Below are 22,209 nucleotides of genomic sequence, written 5' to 3'. Positions count from 1 at the left end.
AACCATCTGAGGGGCTTTGCCCCTGCATTTTTTTGCATCGATTGTTAGGAAAAGCTAACTGTTTTTTTCAAAACTGAGATAGAGGTGTGTTACCATGAGATTGAAAAAAGTATTTGCTAGTGCCCTTGCGGCCGCTATGCTGGTATGCGCTGTGGCAGTCCCGGCCTTCGCTGCGGAAGAGGTGGAACAGGAAAACTGCCTGACCTCCAGCTATGTCCAGATGAACATCCCCTACGCCGACTTCTACAAGGCTGCCGGTGTGGACAACGCATCTGAGATCGACGCTGTGACCAGCGCCACCAGGAACAAGCCCCGTGCGGGCAAGCTTGTCGCCGGTTCCTACCACGTCAACGCAGATGGCACCGACATCACCGGCGTTTCCTTCCCGGTCAAGGTGCTGACCCCGTGGGCGCTGAAGAACGCAAAGCAGGTCACCGATGCCGACAGCTACGACATTACCGTTACCCTGAAGGGCAAGGAATCCACCACCACCTACACCGGCGCAGATGCCTTGTTTGAGAACGAGAGCTACGCTTACTACAAGCTCAGTGAGACCCCTGCCTACTACATCACCGCATGGTATAACCTGCTGAGCGGCAAGTGGGAGTTTGGCAAGGTCCACGCCACCGAGACCACCGTAGAGGGCGCCACTGTGGAGCTGAATACCAACGGTCACCGCGCCACCTACGAGATGAAAATCTCCGGTTTTGATCTGGACTACAAGGCCAACAAGGTCTACGGCGTAGTTCTGACCACCGCCGATGGCAGTGAGTACGGCCTGCGTCATCTGGCCAACATCTGGCATGGTACCAAGCTGGGCCTCAATGCCGATGATCCTTACTTTGCATCCATCATCGGCAAGACGATTACTCAGATCACCTTCTACGCCGCCGACGGTGTGTATGTTCTGCCGGTCAATGTGGCGCTGTGAGTTTGCGGAAGGCTTCCTGATTCAGCCAACATATAGCACAAACACTTCCCCTTACCCCGATGAAGTCATCGACCGTCTGGCACGAGCATTTTACCCGGCCATCCTTGCCTGCTGGAACAGCGAGGAAGGCCAGCGGGAGTTTGCTGCATGGCAGGCGGAACAGGCTCATCTTGCAGGAAAAGAAAAACAGGAAGTTCCCGCCGCTGGGGAACTCCCTGTTGTACATATCGCTATCGTCTGTGGCTTTTGGCAGGGTGCGTCCGGGTGGGCGTACCCTGTTTTTGTGTTTATTTTTACCATCACATAAATTTGCGCTGCCGTTGCCATAGCAACCGACAAGGGAAAGTGAATTTGATAAAATGCTCTGCAGTTGGTTATAACTAACTAACCGTCACGACCAAAGAACCATTGATTTATCAAAGGAGTTTTCCATGAAAAAAATTTCTCGTCGTTCGTTTATCACTGCCATGGCTGCTGTAAGTGCAGCCGGTGTTCTGGCCGCCTGCGGTTCTTCTTCCAGCAGCACGGCTTCTTCTGTGGCTTCTTCCGCTGTATCCAGCGAAGCAACTTCCTCTGCCGCATCCATGGATGAGACCGGTACCCATACCGTCGTAGACCACGGCGGCAACGAAGTAGAAGTGCCTAATAAGGTCACCCGTGTCGTCATCGACCAGATTCCGATCCTGTCCACCTACATGGCTTATTTTGAGGGCAGTGCTCCCTACATCGTGGGTTACTGCGGCTCTTTCAAGTCGGTCATTTCTGACACTGTATTGAAGAATATCGCCCCGGAGCTTCTGGAGTCCAGCGATACGGTCTATGCTCAGAGCGACCTGAACATCGAGGAGATCCTGAAGCTGAACCCTGATGTTATCCTGTACAATGCCGGCAACTCCTCCCATGCCGAAATCCTGAAGGCCAGCGGAATCCCCTCCATCGGTTTCGCTACCGTGGGCGCATCTACGGAAGCCGATCCCGTTGAACGTTACGAAGAGTGGCTGAAGCTGCTGGAGCAGATCTTCAACGAACCGGGCAAGACCGAAGCCTTTGTTGCTGCCGGTGATGAGATTGTGGCCGATGTGGAAGCCCGTATTGCGGAAATTCCTCAAACGGATCGCCCCAGTGCGCTGATCCTGTGGAAGTATGCAGACGGTGTGCCGAAGGTATCCGGTCAGGGCACCTTTGGCACCTACTGGATGAAGCGTCTGGGCGTAACGGACAAGGCACTGGAAGCCACTGGCTTTGCACAGGCCAGCATGGAGCAGATCTATAGCTGGGATCCCGATATTCTTTTCTTGGATGGTCCCGGCCTGCAGCCCCTGCGCACCGAGGACGTGCTGAGCGGGAATGTGGACGGTGCTGACTTCTCCACCCTGACTGCCGTGAAGAGCGGCCGGGTCTACAACACTACGCTGGGTATGTGGAACTGGTTCACCCCGAATCCGGATGCTCCGCTGGTGCTGGCATGGCTGGCCTGCAACACCTACCCGGATGCTTTTGCCGATTATCCGCTGGGCGATACCATCAAGGAATATTACAAGACATGGTACGGCTACGATGTGACAGATGACGAGTTGGAGGAAATGCTGCTGTACTGATGAAGGATACCATCTGGATAAAAAAAGGCCGGTTCACTCCTCTGGCCGTGGTATTGATGTTCGCTTTTCCCCTTGTGACCGCACTCATCTGCCTGTGCTTTGGGCGAATGAATGTTCCGGTAGGCGAAGTTCTCACAGCTTTGCGCACTGCACTGACGGGTGAGAGCACCTCAAATGTACAGAACTACTCCATCGTCATCAATCTGCGGCTGCCCCGCATTCTGACGGCCATCATCGTCGGCGCAGGTCTGTCTTGTGCAGGCAATGCCTATCAATCCTTATTCTCCAATCCGCTTGCCACACCGGATATTTTGGGTGTGACCAGCGGCACCTGTGTGGGTGCAATTCTTGCTATCATCCTGTCTTGCAGTATTCTGGAAACGCAGCTCATCGCCTTGGTCTTTGGCCTGATTTCCGTCTGTTTTACTCTGAAAGTCGCAGGCAAGAGTGATGGGCGTTCTATGGTTTATCTGGTGCTGGCCGGTACGATCGCATCCGCTCTGTTCAACGCACTGGGTTCGCTGCTGAAATATACTGCCGATCCGCAGAACAAGCTGCCGGAGATCACCTACTGGCTCTTGGGCAGCTTTACCAGTGCCAGTTACCAAAAGATCCTGATTGGCTGCCCGCTTATCGTTGCTGGAATCATCATCATCTATCTGCTGCGCTGGCGGCTGAACATCCTTTCACTGAGTGATGACGAGGCTCGTTCCAGCGGCATCAACATCAAACAGACCCGGATGCTGTTTATTGTTGCATCTACGCTGGTCACGGCTTCAGCCGTTTCCATGTGCGGTCAGGTGGGCTGGATTGGCCTGCTGATCCCGCACGCATCCCGGATGCTGGTTGGAAGCAACAACCGTTACGTGGTGCCCCTCAGTCTCAGTCTGGGAGCCAGCTTTATGATCCTGATCGATACCCTGTCCCGCAGCATCAGCATTATCGAGCTGCCTCTTTCCATCCTCACCGCCATCATCGGTGCACCGGCGTTTATTTCTCTGTTGAATAAAACAAGGAGCAATCTGCAATGATCTTGGAAGTGCAGAACGGCTGCTTCGGCTACCCGAAGCAGCCTGTGATTCTCGAAAATATCAATTTGGGTCTGGAAGAAGGTCACATCCTTGCGACTCTTGGTCCAAACGGCATCGGCAAGACCACTTTGCTCAAATGTATGATCGGTCTGCTGCCGTGGCACAGCGGCAAGACCCTGCTCTATGATAAGGATATCCACACCCTGAAGCCGAAGGAAGTGTGGAGCACCATTTCCTACATCCCGCAGTCCCACGGGTTTGCCTTCTCCTATACCGGACTGGAAATGGTTTTGCTGGGGCGCAGTGCGCATCTCGGAACCTTTCAGCAACCCGGCAAAGAGGAAATCGAAATGGCGGAAGCCATGATGGAACGAGTGGGGATCACCCGTCTTGCCAACAAGGACTGCAACCGGATGAGCGGCGGTGAACTACAAATGGTGCTCATTGCCCGTGCCCTCATCAACGAGCCGAAGCTCATCATTCTGGACGAGCCGGAGACCGGTCTGGACTTCCACAACCAGATCCTTGTCCTGAACATGGTGGAGCGGCTGGCGCATGAGGAAGGCATCAGCGCCATTATGAACACCCATTATCCTACCAACGCCATGAGCGTGGCAGACGAAGCACTGATGCTCAACCGCAAGGGTGAATTTTTCTACGGTCCGGCCGCTGCCATCCTGAACGAACAGAACATTTCCTATTCCTTTGATGTTCAGGTCATCGTGGACGAGTTGAATTATCAGGGACGCGCCGTGCGCAGCATTGTGCCAGTGGCCTTGCGAGGGAATGCCGTATGAAGATGCCATTTACGCTTTCCCAGCTGCGTCCCATCCGGGAAGCCATGACAGTTTCCCGCCCAGCAAAACTGGGCGAGAGTGTACCTGTTACCTGGTTCTCGCTGGGCAGCGGCACCTCCATCACTCCGGAATATTACGACTGCACTACCCTGTATCTGTGCGGGGAAGGTTGCGGCATATTTCTTCTGGGTGGAGAGAGCCGTACTGTCCCGCTGCATCCCGGCCAGCTGCTGGCCGTTCCGCCTAAAATGCTCTGCGGCTGTCTAACCGACAGCGGCATGATCTATACCGAAATCATTTTGAAGAAGGAGAATTTTACCATGAACAACATCATCAAGGCTGGTCAGCCCATCGAACTGAAGGACCTCATTTCTTATGAAGAGGGCAGCATCGCCAATCTGGACATCGCTCATGCAGACAACATGAAATTTGTCCTGATGGCCTTTGACGAGGGCACCGGCCTGACTCCGCACCGTGCTCCCGGCAATGCCATCCTGACCGCCCTCGAAGGCAAGGCCATTATTGGCTATGAGGGCAAGGATTACGAGCTGAACGCAGGCGAGAGCTTCCGCTTTGATAAGAACGGCCTGCACAGCGTTACCGCACAGGGCAAGTTCAAGATGAGCCTGCTGCTGGTCATCGAATAAGCGATCTTCTGTTTCATAACAGACGCAGAGAACCCGTCCGGACGTGCCGGACGGGTTCTTTGCGTCTGCCAGATTCAGCAGTAGTAGAGGAACGAACGCAGGCGGCTCCATGCAGTCTCATCCCAGTCATTATCAAGGGAAAGCTGGAACAGCGGAGCCCGACAGGCATCGTGCAGGCCGCGCATATCCAGAATCATCGCTGTATTTTCGTACCGGGGTGCAAGGGTCAGCACTGCATTGGTACGGCCAGAAAGCTCCACGGCCTTGGCGTACCGATATCGGCCGTTTCCGCCTGAAAAATTCGGCAAGGCAGAGTCCGCAATGAGGAACAGTGCTTCAGCGTCTTCCGCAAAGGCACTCTGCGCTCCAAGTTCATTCCCAAGGGTCTGCATCTGCCTCTGCATCTGGTCAAGCCAGCCAGCCGATGGTTTGTTGTCATCCAAATTATCTTTCCACAGAAACCAGAGCGCCTCGCTGAGTGGGGCGCGAAGCACCCGTTCGCCTTCGGCTTCCAGCGCGGCAAGTACGCCGCTGTCCAGTTCTGTCAGGCAGAGCGGCGTACCAACAGCGGCAATGCGGCGGCCTTTTGCGGGAAGTGCGCCGATCTCTCTCGCCGCGGTGTGCAGCTGCTCCCAGCCGGGCAGAGCATCCCACTGTGCCGAAATGTCTGCACGTTTATCTGCCGGAGCAGCATAGAGGATATCTCCCGCCAACAGTGCGCGGAAGAGTGCGTCACGATTCTGCGCCATTTCGGGCAGTGTTTCCAGCATCGGGCTTACCAGTTGAGCATTCTGCTCTTTTCTGCGGTCCAACACAGCACGGATGACACGGGCGTACTGACCGTCTGCCTCCGCACCCTGCGTCTGCGGAATCAGGAACTGCGCATGTGCGTGGTCGTTTTTTCGCTCGGCAAGGATACTGCCCAGCAGTGCCGGGAAAGGCAGGTATTCTTTTGCACTCGTCTCTGCTCGGCCAAGGCTCAGAATATCGTCCGTCAGGTGCGGCAGCTCGTGGGGGTCTGCCCCTTGCTGTTTGAAATATGCGGCCAGATAGGGCGTATAAGCACCCATCGCCGGAAGATAGAGTGGCACATTGGGGGATGGTGTCTGTGCCAGACGACAGGGGTGAATATCGACCTGCTCGATGTTGAAATCTGTCGGCAGAGCCACCGCCGGGCGGTGCTGCAGGCTGTTCAGGAACGCTTCAATGCGAGTGATGACACCCACATTGGAAAAATGCTCATCCACTTCGATTTGCAGGTAGGGCTTATCACCCATCTCCTGCTTGAACAGGTATGAGAGCATAGTGTCCGGGCCGCAGCCGTGGTTGGTCAGATAGACAGCGTAGAGGTTCGGGTGGTGAGCGATCAGCTTTGCTCCGGACAGGATATGCTGCCCGAACGGATAATAAAGATTATCGTATTCATCGGAGATGTCCAGCGCATGACCGGGCAGGTGGCTCAGCGTGATGACCTTGTAGCCCCGCTCCAACAGCAGTTCCGGGATGCCCATATTCAGGATGGGGTCGGAAACGCCGTAGTTGCGGGTGATGAGCACCAACACTTTATCGTCCGGTCTCAGGGTCGCCAGCAGAGCTTTGCCCTGTTTTTCCACGGCGGCGGTATGGCGGCGCACCGCCATGGCACCACTGAGCAGAGCTTTGGCACAAAACGGTTTCGGGATCCCTAAGATCCTGCTCAGTCCCAGCATTGCAGATGCCATAGCTTCCTGCCCGAAGTCGAGGTCAAACACCGGACTGAGCAGAGTGATGCCCTTGCTCTCAATGTCCAGAGCGTTGGCAATGGATACGGCTGCCGTCTGCATATAGACGCAGCCGTAGTTGTGTTTCACACGGCTCTTTTCGTGCTTCATCGTGTGGATGGTGGGCAGGAAGATATAATCTACTTTTTGGTCGATGAGCTGCTGCATATGGCCGTAAATGAGTTTGACCGGGTAGCAGGTCTCTCCCTGTGCGGTCTGCTGAGCCAGCCGGATCGTTTCCTCACTGGTGGGGTCGGTCAGGATGACATTGAGGCCCAACGAGGTAAAGAAGGCATTCGCCATCGGGAAGAATTTGTGGATCATCAACGCAAAAGGCACACCTACGGTCTTTTTACGTGGGTCGCGTTTGCCGGTATAACCCTCCAAAAGCAGTTTGTCCGCCTGCTTGTAGAAGTCAATGTTCTTCTGGATCTCCGCACTGCGGCTGTCGTCTGCGGCTTGTGCGGGGCTGTCGAAGCCCACAAACTGACTAGGCGCATCGCCCACCGCTTCCTGTGCCAGCAGAGCCACGCCATACGCACCACTGATGGAAAAGACCGGGCTGACCTGTACGCGGTCGCCATAAGCGGATTGGAAGGCCGCCACAATGCCGGGGTTATAATCGACACCGCCCTGTAAGACAATGTGCTGGCCCACCGGCTTGGAGCCGACTACCTTGTGCAGATAGTTCTGGACGATGGAGTGACACAGCCCGGCGGCGATCTCTGCCTGCGAAACGCCTTCTGCGACGGCTGATGCAATGGCCGTTTCGATGAATACGGTACAGCGTTCGCCCAATGCGGCCGGATGTTCGGCAGAAAGGGCCAACGGGCCGAATTCTGCCAGCGGGATGCCCATGCGGACGGCTTGCTCCTCCACAAAAGAGCCTGTACCGGCGGCGCAGATCTTGTTCATCTGGAAGTCCACGACTTCACCGTCCCGGATACTGATGTACTTGCTGTCCTGTCCGCCGATCTCAAACACAGTATCGACCTCCGGCACCCAGTGAGCTGCACCCTTGGCCTGCGCAGTGATCTCATCCCGGACAGCATCCGCGCCGATGCGCTTGCCGACGCGCTCACGTCCGGAGCCGGTCACGCCGACAGCCGTAAACCGGATATCACCAAACCTCTGACGAATACTTGCAAGTCCTTTGCGGACAGCTCCTTCCGGGTCACCTGCGGTGCGCAGATATTGAAAGTCTACCAGTTCACCGTCAGCACCGACCAGAACAAGATCGGTACTGGTAGAGCCGATGTCGATGCCCAATGCGCAGCCACCTTCTGGAATGATCTTGGTAGCGTTTGGCTCCGCAAGGCTCGTGCCGGGGCGCAGTTCCAGTTTGGGCAATGTTCCGACCGTGTGGTGTGTTGTTCGTGTACGGTCCAGAGAATCATTCAGTTGACGTAACGTGAACGAGCCGGATGCTTTGAGTGCAGCACCAAGAGCCGCTTCATATCGGGCAAACTCCGGAACGATGAGCTCTTCTTCGGTCAGTCCGAACACTTCCCGAATAGCCCGGATGACGCCGGTGTTGCAGGTCACGCCGCCACAGAACACTACCGGCTTGCAGACGGGAAGCCGACGCACGATGGTCGCTTTGTAGTTGCGGATCATCGCATAGCACAGACCCAGAAGAATATCCGGCGTAGCAGTTCCTTCCTGTTGACGGTGGATGATGTCGGTCTTGGCAAAGACGGCACACCGACCGGAAAGGCGGGGGACACTCTGTGCCTGCTCGACCAGTGAAGAATAATCTTCTAGTTTGCAGCCTACGCGGGACATCTGATCTTCAAAGAACGAGCCCGTGCCGCCCGCACAGTGTTCGTTGACTGCGAACTGCGGTGCACGGCTCTGCAAATCCGTGATGAATCGCGCACCCTGACTGCCGATTTCAATGACCGAACCAGCCTGCGGAACAAGCTGGCGCACACCCTCGACGACAGCCGGGATATCCCCAAAAGAGGGAATATCGGGAGCCTGTTCCAGCAGAGCTTCGGTGTTGCTGCCAGTCACACAGAGCGAAAACGGTGTGTCTGCATCCAGTTCCAATGCAGAAAGTCCTTTTTTCAGGCAGGCGAACGGCCTGCCGTGATGCACCGCCATCCACTGCTTTGCCATTGCACCATCCCGCAGCAGCACCAACTTGACCGTCGAAGTGCCGATATCCATACCCAACGAAAGCATTGTGTCACTCCTTCAAGACAAACCCTGCAAGTTATAGGGTTTGACAATTCAAACTTTATACCGTATAATAATGATGCCTTTTGATTAGGCATCTCTAACCAAGAGTTTAACACAACTACCTCGGAGTGTCCGTTGTTATGGCAACGGCAAAGCAAATTTTAAGATGGAGCAATATTATTCAATTTTACAGCAATGCGGCATGTTCAACGGCATCCAGCCGCGAAAATATAGGGAAGTCCTTCGTTGCTTGAATGCGACTGTCCGTGAATATCCTCGTGGTGCGCACATCGTCGAGCTGGGTGAGCAGAGCCACAATACGGGTGTTCTGCTGGATGGCACGATGGAAGAATTTTTGTATGATGAAAATGGCAATCAAATCAGCATCTGCCGTTTTTGTCCCGGAGAAGTATTTGGTGCAGAACTGGCCTGTACTGGCTGGACGGTAAGTCCGGTCTGTCTGCGTGCCAGTTCGGACTGTACCGTAATGCTGCTGGATTTCAGCGCATTGATGTCACAGAAAACGCTGACCTGTCCCTGCCGGATGCAGGTCACAGCAAATCTTATGCAGGATATGGCGCAGCAGCTTCTCTTTTTTAACACCAAAGTGCGTATTTTAGCACAAAAACGGCTTCGAGATCGTCTGAAGATTTATCTTCAAACCTTGACGCCCGATGAAAAAGGCTGTTACAGTCTACCCTACACCCGGACAGAACTGGCGGATTTCCTCTGTGTGGACCGCAGTGCTCTTTCCCGTGAGCTGTGCCGGATGCGCGATGAGGGTATCCTTGATTTTTCCGGTGCAAAGATCCATCTGCTGAACCCAAAATTTTTGTATGGCTGGAACTGACAGCACTTCTAAATCCATGAAAAAATGGTCTGCCGAACATTTTTGTTCAACAGACCATTACTTTTTAATCTTCTAATCCACGGCCTACTGATTCGCAGCGCACACCGGGCGATTCCCTCAATTTTTGGAGGTTACGTTTCAACGTCATTTTTTGGCGATGCATCGCAGGTTTTGAGCTTCGAGTTTCTGCACCCTTTGTCCGATTTTGCAACGATTTGCACGTTTTGAAACCGTGCAGAAACCGTGCACTTACTCCCAGACAAACTAAAAACCACTTCATCCGACAACGGCTTGACGGCATTGGTTTGGGTGGCCATTCTCTTATTTTTAGTACTTGCTGCATCACAAGCCGATTGGAAAGCATCTGACCTCATTCTCAGCATAACCCGTCGTTTTGTGTTAGAAAAAAGCAACACAGCACGATATGGTCTGTATGGCCTTGTAGTGGTATCCTTTTGCCAACAAGAAAACAACATAAAACGAAAGGAAAAACAAATGATGAAACGTATCTTTACCCTGATTACCTCTATTGTTCTGGCCACCAGTCTACTGGCTGTCCCCTGCTTTGCCGCTGAGCCTGAAGACTTGCCCACGCCGCAGCCTGGTGTGACCGAAACGGAACAACCTGACGGTTCTGATCAGCCTGAGAATCCGGACAGACCTTCTATCCAGCCATGTGATGCTATGCCAGGAGATGGCTACTTAGCTTAAAGTAAGATCCAGATATTCTTTAGCTTCTTTTTTAACTATTTCCAATCCAACCTGATATCCAATAACTTTGCAGAGATAATACGATTGATAGTACAATTCTTTGCTGATTTCGTCATCGCCCATAAAATGTCGGCATTCCGCTTCAATTTCCAGACATCGGGGCAATTCTTGGTAATGTCCATATTGAATACAGGCTTCTCGTCCTTCTTTAGCGAGTGCAGCTCCTTCCTCATAGCGACCGCACAAATCCAGTACCCGAGCATAATTATAAAGAACCAAAGGCAACACCCCGATAGATGTTATGGTTTCCTTAAAATGCTTACGCACATACTTAAGCAGCTGATAGTAGATTTCAGCTGCTTTTTTATTTTGGCCAGCATCAGAAGAGTAAGCAAGCCCAATCTGATTGATAATTGTGATTTCATCTTTTGTATAAAGGAAACTTTCTATACTCTCCAGGTCAAAGCGTGGCACGGTCAGCCGGATTGCCTGCATTAGCAGATCGATTTGTTCCAGCGGCGTGTAGCGTCCATCCAAGCGTCCCAGAAGTACCCTTGAACACAGGGCAAATTGCTGCGAAATTTGATCATCCGGATCTGCCAGCTTTTCAAATTGTGCGAGCTTCTCAAATCCCTCCGGCACCTTTTCGGTCACATTGCAGGCAACAATTTCTTTCTTAAGAGCTTCCATCTCCAGTTCATTTTTACTCAGCAGAGCAAAATAGCGGTCATCCGGCAGGCCCAGACGCTGCAAAAGGGCATTGATCCGGTTGCGGCTGGGGGTCTGTTTCCCATTTTCCAGCCGGGAAAGAGTCATAGGCTCACAGATTCCATCGCAAAGCTGCTCCTGGGTCAAACCCAGATCCAGCCGCCGCTGCTTGACGTACTCGCCAAGAAAGACATTCTTCATCCCTAAACCCTCCTATAGAAGTAATATCTCTATTATTATAAAGGATGGCACAGCGGATTTCCAGTGAACGGTTCAACTTTTACTGAAAACTTATCGTTTTGTGTTATTTTCAAGTAACTCGGCACGATATGTTGCCGGTCGGCAGGATGTGCTACAATACAGTCACAGCAAGGGATACGAACAAACGAAAGCTCCCAAGCTGAATAAAACCAAAAAGAAAGGAGAAACAAATCATGGAAGTCCTCGCTGAGAAGAAGTCCATTGAAGAACAGGTTGATTGCAATATCGACATTAATATCTTCTGCTAACAGGGTTAATTACCACTTTAATAAGGGGTTCGGATTGTTCCGGGCCCCTTATTTCGAACAATTATCCTGTAATCAGGATTTTTATATAGATAAAGAGGAGCTAATATGTATACAGTACCCAGCTATGTGACCTATCGCACGGAAGAAGATGCTATTTATATTACATCAGAATTGTATCGCAATACCGTCCGGCTGACCGATCATGGCCTGCAGAAGGAGTTCATCAATCTCACCCGTTGCGGCGTCTGTGCGGAACTGAATACGCCGTTGACACGCTATCTGCATGAGCAAGAGCTTCTGGTAACCGAGGAAGAACTGGACCATGCGCTGCACCAGGTGAGATCTTTGCTGGATAATATCTTCATGGTAACATTGATGCCGACGGAAGGCTGCAATTTCCGCTGCCCATATTGCTATGAAGATCACCATGCGGTCAGTATGACTCGTGACACACTGGACCGAATTGAGGAGTATATAACTGCACAAGCGCCGCGCTATAAACAGGTCATACTTGCATGGTTTGGAGGTGAACCTACTCTTTGCAAAGACACTGTGCTGGAAGTGTCCAACATTGTGCAAAATCTGCAGAAACAGTATGGCTTTCACTATGCTGCCAATATGACCACCAATGGTTATCTGCTGAATGACAAGCTATTTCGGCAGTTCTATCAGGCAGGGATCACCAGCTATCAAATTACAATTGATGGTTGGAATCACGACAAGACTCGGCCCCATGTATCCGGCAAAGGAACCCTGCAGACCATCATTAACAATCTGGCCTCTCTTTCCAAGTTGCCGCCGGCAGAGTATTCCTTTCATATCACGCTGCGCCACAATATTCTGGCCGACGATGAGGACTACAGTTGGTATGATTATCTGTACCGTCTGTTTGGGCATGACAAACGCTTCGCCGTACTTGTTCGTGCTGTTGGTGACTGGGGTGGTGAAGGCATCCACAGTCTATCCATCCTTCATCAGGATACAAAAGATGTGTTGGTAGCAAAACATGTTGCATATCTGGATAAGATCGGGATGTCGTGTCATAACCACAGAAACGGAGCCCTTGCACAGGTGTGCTACGCTTCCTATCCACATAGCATGGTATTCCGGGCCAATGGAAAAATTGGCAAATGCACTGTGGCGCTTGACCACCCGCAAAACCAGTTAGGTTGGGTTGATCCCGAAAAAGGTATTGTGATCGACCCGGAGGTTAACTGCCGGTGGAGCTTTTCTGATCTGAAGCCCGAGTGTCGTAGCTGCCGGAATGTTTTGCGCTGCATGAATATGCAGTGCAAAAAGTCTGAAATTATTGATGGAAAGACAGTTTGCCTCTATAGAAAATCAGAATGTGTGTAATCAGTTAACTAACGCAAAACGATATGTTTATTCCTCATCCTGTGTGCTACAATTTGAATCAGAAAGAGCAAAGCACACAATCCACTGTTCATAGAGACAGATGGAACGATCACAGAAGAGGTGGAAATCATGAAGTATTATCTCAAAAAGTGCTGGCCCACTGTTACAGCGGCCTCCATCTGTATGGTTGTTGCCTATGGTTTGCAGGTCTGCACCAGTCTGGTACAGATTCAGATCACCCAGGGACTGCTGGACGGTGATCTGCGGGCTTTCACCATTCGGATCATTCTTCTTCTGCTGACCTGGCTGGCCGTGGTCCTTTGCCTGATTGCAGAGACCTTCTTCCAGGGCCGGGCCGTGCGCCGGATGAACAACGCTCTGCGCCGGGATATGGCAGCGGGCCTGTTGCACAAGACCCATCAGGAGTATCATAAGCAGGAGAGCGGCGAGTACCTCTCCCAGTTTACCAACGACGTGAACCAGATTGAGCAGATGGCCTGGACTCCGTTTTTCACCATCATGGGTTCTGCGGCACAGGTGGTGTTCGGCATCGTTGCACTGGCATCCATTCATTGGCTGCTTCTGGTGATTTCTCTGGTCATCGCATTGGTTATGATCTTCGTTCCTCGTCTGTTCAGCAAACGGTTGGGAACCGTTGGCACAGCCTGTGCCGCCAGCCAGGCTGACAGCGTCAGTAAAATCAAGGATCTGCTGGCAGGTTACGATGTACTTCGCTTCTTTGGCAAGGATGAACGGTTTACCAGCGGAGTCGATGCAGCCAGCGACAGCATGGAGCAGGCCAAGTACAAACTGACCATCAACAAGGACGGCATCGGCTGTGGTCTGGCCTATGTCAGCGCCGTCTGCCAAGTGGCCGTTGTCATCCTGCTGGGTGTCCTGATCCTCAATGATATGATTCCTCTGGCCACCTTTATGGGCACCGGTACCATCTGCGCCGGCGTGTATAATGGACTGAACCAGGTGTCCAAACTTGCAGTGTCCTTCTCGGCCAGCAAGCCCTATTTCGATAAGATTACCATCCATGCCGGCGAGGCGCAGCTTCCTGATTTCGGTCTGCCTACCCTGCAGGAAGGCATTACGGTCAAGGATGTCTCTTTCGGCTACGATGAAAAGAAGCCGATCCTGGTCCACATGAACGCGGAATTCAAGAAAGGCGGCAAATACGCCCTCACCGGTCCCTCCGGCTGCGGCAAGAGCACCCTGCTGAAGATTCTTCTGGGCTGGCTGCCCGGCTACCAGGGCAAGGTCCTTTATGACGAGAGAGACGTGCGGGATTACACGCCCGAGCAGCTCCAGCAGAAAATGAGCTACATCGAACAGAATGTGTTCCTGTTCAATACCACCATCCGTGAGAACATTACCCTGGGTGAGCACTTTACCGACGAGCAGATGGAAAAGGCACTGCGTGACAGCGCCCTGGCAGGCGACCTTGCCAATATGCCCAAGGGTCTGGATACGCCGGTGGGCGAGGAAGGCAACGCCCTCTCGGGCGGCCAGAAGCAGCGCGTGGCCATCGCCCGTGCTCTGATCCATAACCGCAGCATCCTGCTGGTGGATGAGGGCACCAGCGCCCTGGACCAGAAGAACGCCGACATCGTGGAGAAGAGCCTGCTGTCCAACCCTGACCTGACCCTGATCCTGATTAGCCATCACCTGAGCGACGAACGTAAAGCCCAGTTCGATCATGTGTACGAGTTGACGCCCGCATCTTCTATTGTCTGAAACCGGGAAGCAACGCAATAGCCGGAAGAATCCAAAGAAACCGTGCCGGGGTTTCGTGGCACACGACTTTGTTTGCAAAGTCTAGTGTGTTACACCTTGGTTCCGGCTGATGCGGAAAAGGGGCTGCGAGCAGCTCCGGCAAGCACCTATTCTGCGGCAGAAGGATGCGCGGATGGGGATGGCAGCTAATGGTTTCTGCCCACCCAGCGCAGGCTTGCAGAGGAACCAATGGTGTACGTTCTCCTTCCTGCCGCAGCAGCGTTTTTCCCTATAAGCCGCAAGGTAAATAATCAGCGTCTGTATTTGCCCCGCATCCCGGCCTTTGTGCGGTGCTTTAACATAGAGGATTTATTGAACACTCGCAGCAAGGTCATCTGTTCTTCTTTCGTCAGCTTGGAATAGTCGATGCCGATCTGTCCCATCAGGACATTCATCTTCTTTTCCAACGGAGAACCTTCAAACTTCTGTGCATTTTCAAGCTGCTTCCTCGCTTGCTCGACCGCTGCGCCGTCCGACGTGGTCTTATCGGTCCCATGTGCCGCTTTGATCTGCTTCAGGATCGCCGCCAGCTCATCATAGAGGATCTGCCCGAAATATTCGTCCTCGTTGATCTGCGCCGCCTTCAGCGTCCGCATGGTCAGGTCCTCTGCATCGGCATGGTATCGCTTTTCCAGTTCCTGCCGGGTGGCTTCCACCATGGCATTCATATCCCGGATGCGGTCACTGACCAGACCGTCCACACAGATCTCAAGGTCGGTCATCCACCGGGAAAAATCGGGATGTTCCAAAAGTTCACACAGCAGCCGATGATTGAAATTCCCATTCCTTAATACGTCCACTGCGCCATCGCTCAGATGCAAGTCCGAAAGGACTGCATCTGGGCGTTTTTTGTTTTCCGTCACGCCCAACAGGTAGTCCGTGGTCACGCCATAGAACTCAGCCAGCGTTGTCACCGCATAAATGCTGAGGTCGGTCACATCGTCACTCTCGTATTTCGACAATGCCGATTTGGACAGACCCGTCTGCTCTGCCAGCGTTTCCAGCTTCAGACTCCGCTCCACACGCAGGTCTTTGAGCCGTTCTCCCAGTGTCAGCTTGATGTTCATGGTCGCACCTCCGATGTTTTTTGCACAGTATACCACTTCCGGCGGTTCCTGTCCATAAGCGTGGAATTTTGCAGTTTCTGCACCTGTTTTCCGACATTATGGATATACGGCACAGCAGCCATGGAGGTGCTATCCTATAGACAGAAGGAAAACATATCACTCCCCAGCAGCGAACATATTAAGGGCTTCCCGTAAAAGCCCTCCCGAATCATATAACCGAACCTTGACAACAGAATGACCGTCCGAACTGCCCAGACCGCCAAGACCTCCCATCGGGGGAGCGAGCGCCCTGCATAGGGCCGACACAGAGTCCAAAAAGATTTCCTGTCGGGAGGCAGCAAGGGAGACCGGCTTCACCGAAGTTCCCATTTGGGGGACCCCGGTGACTTTGAACGTGGCAGGGATCAAAACGATCCGTGCCAAAACCTTTGACCAAAGGAGAAATTTTGAGTTTATATCAAAAGATCAAGTCCTCCATCACCGTTCGGCAGGTGGGAGAGATGTACGGCATGAAGCCCGACCGCCATGGCATGGTGTGCTGTCCGTTCCATTCTGACAGCGACCCCAGCATGAAGCTGAACGACACCTATTATTACTGTTTTGGCTGTGGGGCCAACGGAGATGCCATCGACCTCACCGCCAAACTGTTCGACCTGAACCCCCGGCAAGCCGCCGAGAAGCTCGCAAGTGACTTCGGGCTTGACCCGGACAAGCCGCCCGCCAATGCCATCGCTCTGCCGCCGCCCAAGCGTGGCCTGACAGACGAGCAGTGGGCAGACATCGCCTACTGCCTGCGGGTGCTGACCGATTATCTCGACCTGCTGCACGACTGGCGAGAGCGCTACAAGCCCACCACCCCGGAGGAGCCGCTGGACGAGCGGTTCGTGGAAGCTCTCCACATGACCGAGACCGTCGAGCACCTGACGGACTGCGTTGCATTTGGGACACCCCAGCAGAAAGCCGCTGCCGCCGCACAGCTGCTGTCCGGGTCGTACCTGCTGATGCTGGAGGAGCGCACCGACCGCCTTGCTCTGGCAAAGTGCGCCTGATAATTTATTCACCTGAAGTGGTAGGTCTCACCGTGAGACCTACCACTTCACTTTCCTAAAGGAGAACCACCACATGAAGAAAAACATTTCCCGCAACCCTTTATGGCCGGACTGGTACAACGGTAAGAAGATCGATGAAGTCCAGTTTGGCCGTGCCTTTCTGGAACAGTGGCCGCTGAAATGCGTCAACGGAACGCTATACACGCTGGACGGACCGGTGGAGGACGAAAGCGAGATCAAGCAGCGCATCTTGGAGAACATCGAGGAATATGTCACCTCCGGCCTGTCCAAAAAAGTCACCAACATTCTGGAGACCATCAAGCTGCTGGCTTTTTCCGACCCGTTCCCCATCGAACAGGACTGCATCCACCTCCAGAACGGCGTGTACCATCTGCCGGACGGCTCTTTTCAGGAGAGCCGCCTGTTCTGCCAGAACCGCCTGCCGGTGAGGTATGACCCCAAAGCCGCCAGCCCTGACCGCTGGCTAACTTTCCTGCACGAGCTGCTGGACGATGCCGACATCCCCACCTTGCAGGAATATCTGGGCTACTGCCTGATCCCCAGCACCAAGGGACAAAAGATGATGCTCATTGTCGGCAAAGGCGGCGAGGGCAAATCCCGCATCGGGCTGGTGCTAAAGCGGCTCATGGGAGATGCCGCCAGCAACGGCAGCGTCCAGAAAGTGGAGAACAATCGATTTGCCCGCGCTGATCTGGAACGCCGCCTGCTGATGATCGACGATGATATGGATATGAACGCCCTACCCAAGACGAATTATATCAAGACCATCGTGACCGCCGAAGCCAAGCTGGACTTGGAGCGCAAGGGTGTCCAGAGCTACCAGCGGGACATCTACGCCCGATTCCTCTGTTTCGGCAACGGTGCGCTGACTTCGCTGTACGACCATTCGGACGGTTTCTTTCGCCGCCAGCTCATCCTGACCACTAAGGACAAGCCTGCCGACCGCACGGATGACCCCTTCCTTGTGGAGAAGATGTGCGCCGAGTTGGAAGGCATCCTGCTCTGGTGTCTGGAAGGGCTGCACCGGCTGGTGCAGAACGATTTCCGCTTCACGGTCAGCGAACGAGCCGCGGCCAACGTGGACACCATCAAGCGCAGCAGCAACAACATCATCGACTTTATGGAGTCCGAAGGCTACTTCCGCTTCAAGGCGGACTACTCCATCAGCTCCAAGGAGTTCTACGACATTTATAAGCAGTGGTGCGAGGACAACGCCTGTCACAGCGTATCGGCAATCCGTTTCAGCGCCGAACTGCGCCAGAATGACCGCCGTTACAACCTTGAAGCCACCAACAACATCTATCTGCCCGGTGGCCGCAGGGTGCGTGGTTTCGTGGGCATTGAGCCGCTTGTCCACCCCTGTCCGTAAAAAGTGCATTTTTTCACGGAAGAAGTTCGTACAACCTGTACGGTCTGTACTTGTACGCACCCGTACGGCAAGTAGAAGTAAATTAAAACGCGTCATCGTTTATATTTCGCGTCTCCGTACACCGTACAGACCGTACAGGTTATTTGAAGTCCGTACGCAATTTTTTCAGATGCGTACGGAGCAATCAAGTTCGCATTGTGCGAACTTGATAGTAGCTCTCCCGCAGGAGACGTTCCCCCTCGGAGAGTCCTCGAAGAGCCCACTACACTTTGCAGCCCATAGGGATGAAAGTGTTATAGTGGGTTATTACACTTCCGAAGAAGTGCATCTTCGTTCCCCGTCACCTCTCGATGAGCCTTGAAAGGAGGGATGCCCTTTGGCAAGAAACGATGGCGTTGACCGCACCAGTGTCCGAAATCTCGCTGTTTCGGACAAGGCAGTTGGTAACACCCAGCAGCACAATGAACGCGAAAAGGACAGCTATCGAAACCCCGACATTATCCCCCAGCGCACCTCATGGAACGTCCACTTCAAAAAGCCAACCGCCAGCTACACCGACCTATTCGCCCAACTGGAAGCCGCCGGAACCATTTCCACGCGCGGCCTGAAGCCGGATGCCACCCATTATTGCGAGCTTGTCTTTGATGTCAACTCGGCCTATTTTGACAATCACGGTGGCTACGAGTTCGCCAAGCAGTTCTATGAGGATGCCTACAAAGCAGCCGTTCAGATCGTGGGTGGTGAGCAGTATATCCTCTCGGCAGTCATGCACGCCGATGAGATCAACCGCGCCATGACCGAAGCATTAGGCCGGGAGGTCTACCACTACCATCTTCATGTGGTCTATGTGCCTGTGGTGGAAAAGCAAATCCTCTGGTCGAAACGCTGCAAGGACAAGGCACTGGTCGGCACCGTCAAGGAGACCGTCATGCAGGTCAGCCGAAGCAAGAAGTGGGCATCCAAGCCCCTGCTGGACGATGCCGGAAAGCCTGTGCTGCAAAAGAACGGCAAGCCAGTCCTGAAGAAGTCGTACAGCGTCCTGCAAGACGATTTCTTCAACTACATGCGCAACGCCGGGTACACGGATGTGGAGCGCGGTGAGCGCGGCAGCACCGAAGAGCACCTGACTGTCACTCAGTTCAAAGTCCAGCGGGAGCAGGAGCGTCTGGACAGCCTGACCGCACAAGCCGATGAACAAGCACAGGCGCTTGCCAAAACCTGTCAGACTCTCTCCAAAAAAGAGAAGGAGCTTGCCGCTGTGCAGAAAAAGACCACGCTCACGAAAGAAGCCCTCATTCATGCGCGCGATCTGGATTATATCGGCAAGCGCACCTTCCTCGGCAACTACTCGCTGACCGAAGAAGAATTTTCCAAGCTGAAAAAGCAAGCCGACCACGGCTATATGATGGACGTGGAGAACCGCCGCTTGAAAGAAGAACTTTCCACCGCCAAGAAGGAGGCCGTTCGTTGGAGCAACAAGTACCACGACCTGTGGTACGACGTGAAACCCTATCTGGATGCTCTCCACCGTGCGCCCGAACTGGTGCGTGGCTTTCTGGAAAAGATTCTTGCCCCCAAGCAGGAGCGCACCATGAATGAGCAGCAGAAAAACCGCAAGCGTGGGCAAGATGTAGAACTTTAAGCTGAATTTTTAGATGATATGACAATATAAGGAGAAATGCTTATGGATTTTGACCGTAATTCTATGACCGTCCCTGTGCAATCTTCCGATTATACGAATAAGCACTTGTCAAACGACTCGAATCCCACTACAATGGAAGAGGTCACTCAAACCAATGCCGTCAAGTCTCCGACTGACAGCCCAGCAACCACGAAGCTGGTGTACACGGTGGAAGAGATCGCACGAATGCTGGCCATCAGCCTGCGCTCTGCTTACAACCTGTGCAACAGCACCACCGAATTCCGTGTCCTGCGGGTAGGTGGAAGCATCCGTGTGCCGAAGGACAGCTTCGATGCGTGGCTCAACCGGGCAGCTTGATAAGGAGGCAAACAGTATGGCATATATTACGAAGCGCGGCAACTCTTACAGCGTTCGGTACACCTACGAAGATGAGCACGGCAAGAGCTGCGACAAATGGGAGAGCTTTCCCACCAAAGAGGAGGCAACGAACCGAAAAAAGCAGATCGAACACGAGCTGGCGGCTGGCACATTCCTGATTCCGTCCTCGGTGACGGTGGCAGAGTTCCTGATGGATTGGCTGCCCAAGCAGTGCAGCAAACACAAGTGGGCTCCCAAGACCTACGAATCCAACCTTTCCACCATCCAGAATCTGATTATCCCCTATATCGGTGATATGGAGATGCAGAAACTCAGACCCTATCACATGGAGAATCTTTATACGACCCTGAGCAAAACGCCCTGTGGCTCGTATATCGAGGGAAAGAAGCAGGAACTGACCGAAAAGCAGAAGCAGCGGTTCCTTTCCGGCACCACCATCCACGAGGTGCATCGGCTGCTGGGTACAGCCTTCCAGTACGCTGTAGAATGGGGCATTCTTGTTAAAAGCCCTGTTCCCGTGGACAGCCCCAAGAAATCCACACAGGAGCGCACCATCTGGACGGTAGAGGAAATGCGGGCGGCTCTGGACAGCATGGAGGACCCCATCCTGCATCTGGCAGTCCATCTCACTCTGGTGGGCGCACTGCGAGAGGGCGAGATCGTAGGTCTGACCCCGGAAGATCTCGATTTTGATGCCGCAGATGGCATCGGAACCTTCCGCATCAACAAGTCCATGCAGCGGGTGCGAAAAGAAGCCCTGAAACAAGCAGACGATGGATGCATCATCAAGATTTTCCCGGACAAGCTGGAACGCAGCACTACTTCCCTCATTTTGAAGAGTACCAAAACGGCGTCTTCCTGCCGCACCATCTTCATGACCTCTGCTCTGAAAGAGGAATTGAAGAAGTGGCTGAAGCAGCTGGCGGCAGACGAGAGGAAAGACCCAACACGTTACCATGACAGTGGAATGCTGTTCCGTTTGCCCAACGGTCTGGCGGTAGAGCCTGTGTTGATTCGCAAGAAGTTCCTCAAATGGCAGGATGCACACCCGGAGTTCCCTCGTATCGTGTTCCACGGTCTGCGGCACTCTAGTGCAACCTATCAGCTGATGATCTCCGGCGGCGATGTGAAAGCCGTTCAGGGCACCACAGGACACGCCACGGCAGATATGCTGGTGAACACCTACGCCCATATCCAGCAGTCCTCCCGTGTAGAGCTGGGCAGGAAATTTGAGGAAGGGTTCTATGCTAAACAGGAAAGCCCCAGCCCGCAGGCTGTACCCGCCGCAGGCGAACCGACTATCTCCATGACTGCTCTGCTGGAACTTTTGAAGAACGCAGACCCCGAAGTAAAGGCGCAGCTCCGTCTGGCTCTGCTGACCTGATGCAAAATTTACCACGCATTTCAAAGCAATTCCAGCCCATGCAGAGGATTCCCACGAAAACACCAACCGTGCAGAAACGCATTGACCGTGCAAGCCCCGATTTTTCGGGGTTACATAACAAAAAAGAACGTCAAATCTTACGATTTGACGTTCAATATCTGGTGCACCTCCAGGGACTCGAACCCTGGGCCCACTGATTAAGAGAAACCAACGTGCAACAATCGTCAATTTTTAGAATTGCATAAATTCGTTGTTTTTATCGCTTTATCGTAAATTTGCGTTTTGCATCTGCTGCATCCTTTGCACCTGTTACCCTCTCTTGCATCCGTTATCCAGCCGTTCCGGTGTGCAAAAAGTGTGCAAAAATGTGCAGAACCAAAATCAGCCCCTTAAAACAGGCATTGAGTTTTTATGCAAAGCCGGAAAAATGGCCGG

At 53.2% G+C, this 22,209-nt stretch carries 17 protein-coding genes; 14 read left to right on the top strand and 3 right to left on the bottom strand.

Annotated elements, in window-relative coordinates; translation table 11 throughout:
• Positions 1 to 94: 94 nt before the first annotated feature.
• From F3G95_RS07720 to F3G95_RS07695, 5 genes are all read left to right on the top strand, one after another.
• Positions 95 to 931 carry a hypothetical protein gene (locus F3G95_RS07720; RefSeq protein WP_149794500.1) on the top strand — a complete coding sequence of 279 codons (837 nt, stop codon included), beginning with the start codon at positions 95 to 97 and terminating at the stop codon, positions 929 to 931.
• 431 nt (positions 932 to 1,362) lie between these two features.
• On the top strand, positions 1,363 to 2,529 hold the full coding sequence (locus F3G95_RS07710) for an ABC transporter substrate-binding protein (protein ID WP_149794498.1): 1,167 nt from the start codon (positions 1,363 to 1,365) through the stop codon (positions 2,527 to 2,529).
• Positions 2,529 to 3,560, top strand: a complete 1,032-nt coding sequence (locus F3G95_RS07705; protein ID WP_149794497.1) for an iron ABC transporter permease — start codon at positions 2,529 to 2,531, stop codon at positions 3,558 to 3,560. The genes F3G95_RS07710 and F3G95_RS07705 overlap by 1 nt, the downstream gene beginning before the upstream one ends.
• Positions 3,557 to 4,357, top strand: coding sequence for an ABC transporter ATP-binding protein (locus tag F3G95_RS07700; protein ID WP_149794496.1), 801 nt, complete (start codon positions 3,557 to 3,559; stop codon positions 4,355 to 4,357). Before F3G95_RS07705 ends, F3G95_RS07700 begins: the two co-directional genes overlap by 4 nt.
• On the top strand, positions 4,354 to 5,004 hold the full coding sequence (locus F3G95_RS07695) for a cupin domain-containing protein (protein WP_149794495.1): 651 nt from the start codon (positions 4,354 to 4,356) through the stop codon (positions 5,002 to 5,004). Before F3G95_RS07700 ends, F3G95_RS07695 begins: the two co-directional genes overlap by 4 nt.
• Positions 5,005 to 5,078: 74 nt before the next feature.
• Here the strand turns inward: F3G95_RS07695 and F3G95_RS07690 are convergent, their stop codons facing one another.
• Entirely contained in the window at positions 5,079 to 8,951 is a 3,873-nt protein-coding gene (locus F3G95_RS07690) for an acyl-CoA dehydratase activase (protein ID WP_243130326.1), read from the bottom strand.
• 163 nt (positions 8,952 to 9,114) lie between these two features.
• Between F3G95_RS07690 and F3G95_RS13785 the strand changes: the two genes are divergently transcribed.
• Positions 9,115 to 9,798, top strand: coding sequence for a Crp/Fnr family transcriptional regulator (locus F3G95_RS13785; RefSeq protein ID WP_188117528.1), 684 nt, complete (start codon positions 9,115 to 9,117; stop codon positions 9,796 to 9,798).
• Positions 9,799 to 10,041: 243 nt separating this feature from the next.
• Entirely contained in the window at positions 10,042 to 10,509 is a 468-nt protein-coding gene (locus tag F3G95_RS07680) for a hypothetical protein (protein ID WP_188117527.1), read from the top strand.
• Here F3G95_RS07680 and F3G95_RS07675 read toward each other — a convergent pair.
• Positions 10,501 to 11,418: a helix-turn-helix transcriptional regulator gene (locus F3G95_RS07675; protein WP_149794492.1), complete on the bottom strand. Its 918-nt coding sequence runs from the start codon at positions 11,416 to 11,418 to the stop codon at positions 10,501 to 10,503. The two genes, F3G95_RS07680 and F3G95_RS07675, sit on opposite strands and share 9 nt — an antisense overlap.
• 413 nt (positions 11,419 to 11,831) lie before the next feature.
• On the opposite strand from F3G95_RS07675, the gene F3G95_RS07670 reads away from it, so the two are divergent.
• Both F3G95_RS07670 and F3G95_RS07665 read left to right on the top strand, forming a co-directional pair.
• On the top strand, positions 11,832 to 13,082 hold the full coding sequence (locus tag F3G95_RS07670) for a radical SAM protein (RefSeq protein ID WP_149794491.1): 1,251 nt from the start codon (positions 11,832 to 11,834) through the stop codon (positions 13,080 to 13,082).
• A 129-nt stretch (positions 13,083 to 13,211) separates the two neighbouring features.
• Entirely contained in the window at positions 13,212 to 14,825 is a 1,614-nt protein-coding gene (locus tag F3G95_RS07665; RefSeq protein WP_015565741.1) for an ABC transporter ATP-binding protein, read from the top strand.
• A 290-nt stretch (positions 14,826 to 15,115) separates the two neighbouring features.
• On the opposite strand, the gene F3G95_RS07660 is transcribed toward F3G95_RS07665, so the two are convergent.
• Positions 15,116 to 15,931 (bottom strand): helix-turn-helix transcriptional regulator, encoded by an 816-nt coding sequence (locus F3G95_RS07660; RefSeq protein WP_097839210.1) that lies wholly within the window; start codon positions 15,929 to 15,931, stop codon positions 15,116 to 15,118.
• Positions 15,932 to 16,377: 446 nt separating this feature from the next.
• Here F3G95_RS07660 and F3G95_RS07655 point away from each other — a divergent pair, with 446 nt between their 5' ends.
• The 5 genes from F3G95_RS07655 (at position 16,378) to F3G95_RS07635 (ending at position 21,774) form a co-directional block, all read left to right on the top strand.
• Complete coding sequence (locus tag F3G95_RS07655) at positions 16,378 to 16,980, top strand: CHC2 zinc finger domain-containing protein (RefSeq protein ID WP_243130324.1); 603 nt, start codon at positions 16,378 to 16,380, stop codon at positions 16,978 to 16,980.
• 73 nt (positions 16,981 to 17,053) lie between these two features.
• Positions 17,054 to 18,370, top strand: coding sequence for a phage/plasmid primase, P4 family (locus tag F3G95_RS07650; RefSeq protein WP_149794490.1), 1,317 nt, complete (start codon positions 17,054 to 17,056; stop codon positions 18,368 to 18,370).
• A 376-nt stretch (positions 18,371 to 18,746) separates the two neighbouring features.
• Positions 18,747 to 20,012 carry a plasmid recombination protein gene (locus tag F3G95_RS07645; RefSeq protein WP_149794489.1) on the top strand — a complete coding sequence of 422 codons (1,266 nt, stop codon included), beginning with the start codon at positions 18,747 to 18,749 and terminating at the stop codon, positions 20,010 to 20,012.
• 42 nt (positions 20,013 to 20,054) lie between these two features.
• Entirely contained in the window at positions 20,055 to 20,369 is a 315-nt protein-coding gene (locus F3G95_RS07640; RefSeq protein WP_149794488.1) for a helix-turn-helix domain-containing protein, read from the top strand.
• A 16-nt stretch (positions 20,370 to 20,385) separates the two neighbouring features.
• Positions 20,386 to 21,774, top strand: coding sequence for a site-specific integrase (locus tag F3G95_RS07635; protein ID WP_149794487.1), 1,389 nt, complete (start codon positions 20,386 to 20,388; stop codon positions 21,772 to 21,774).
• Positions 21,775 to 22,209: the final 435 nt, after the last annotated feature.

Origin of the sequence: Faecalibacterium sp. Marseille-P9312 (assembly GCF_902497445.1) — a bacterium.
Lineage (GTDB): Bacteria > Bacillota > Clostridia > Oscillospirales > Ruminococcaceae > Faecalibacterium > Faecalibacterium longum.
Note: the sequence above shows the minus strand (reverse complement) of the source record. Positions and strands in the feature narration are given on the sequence as shown.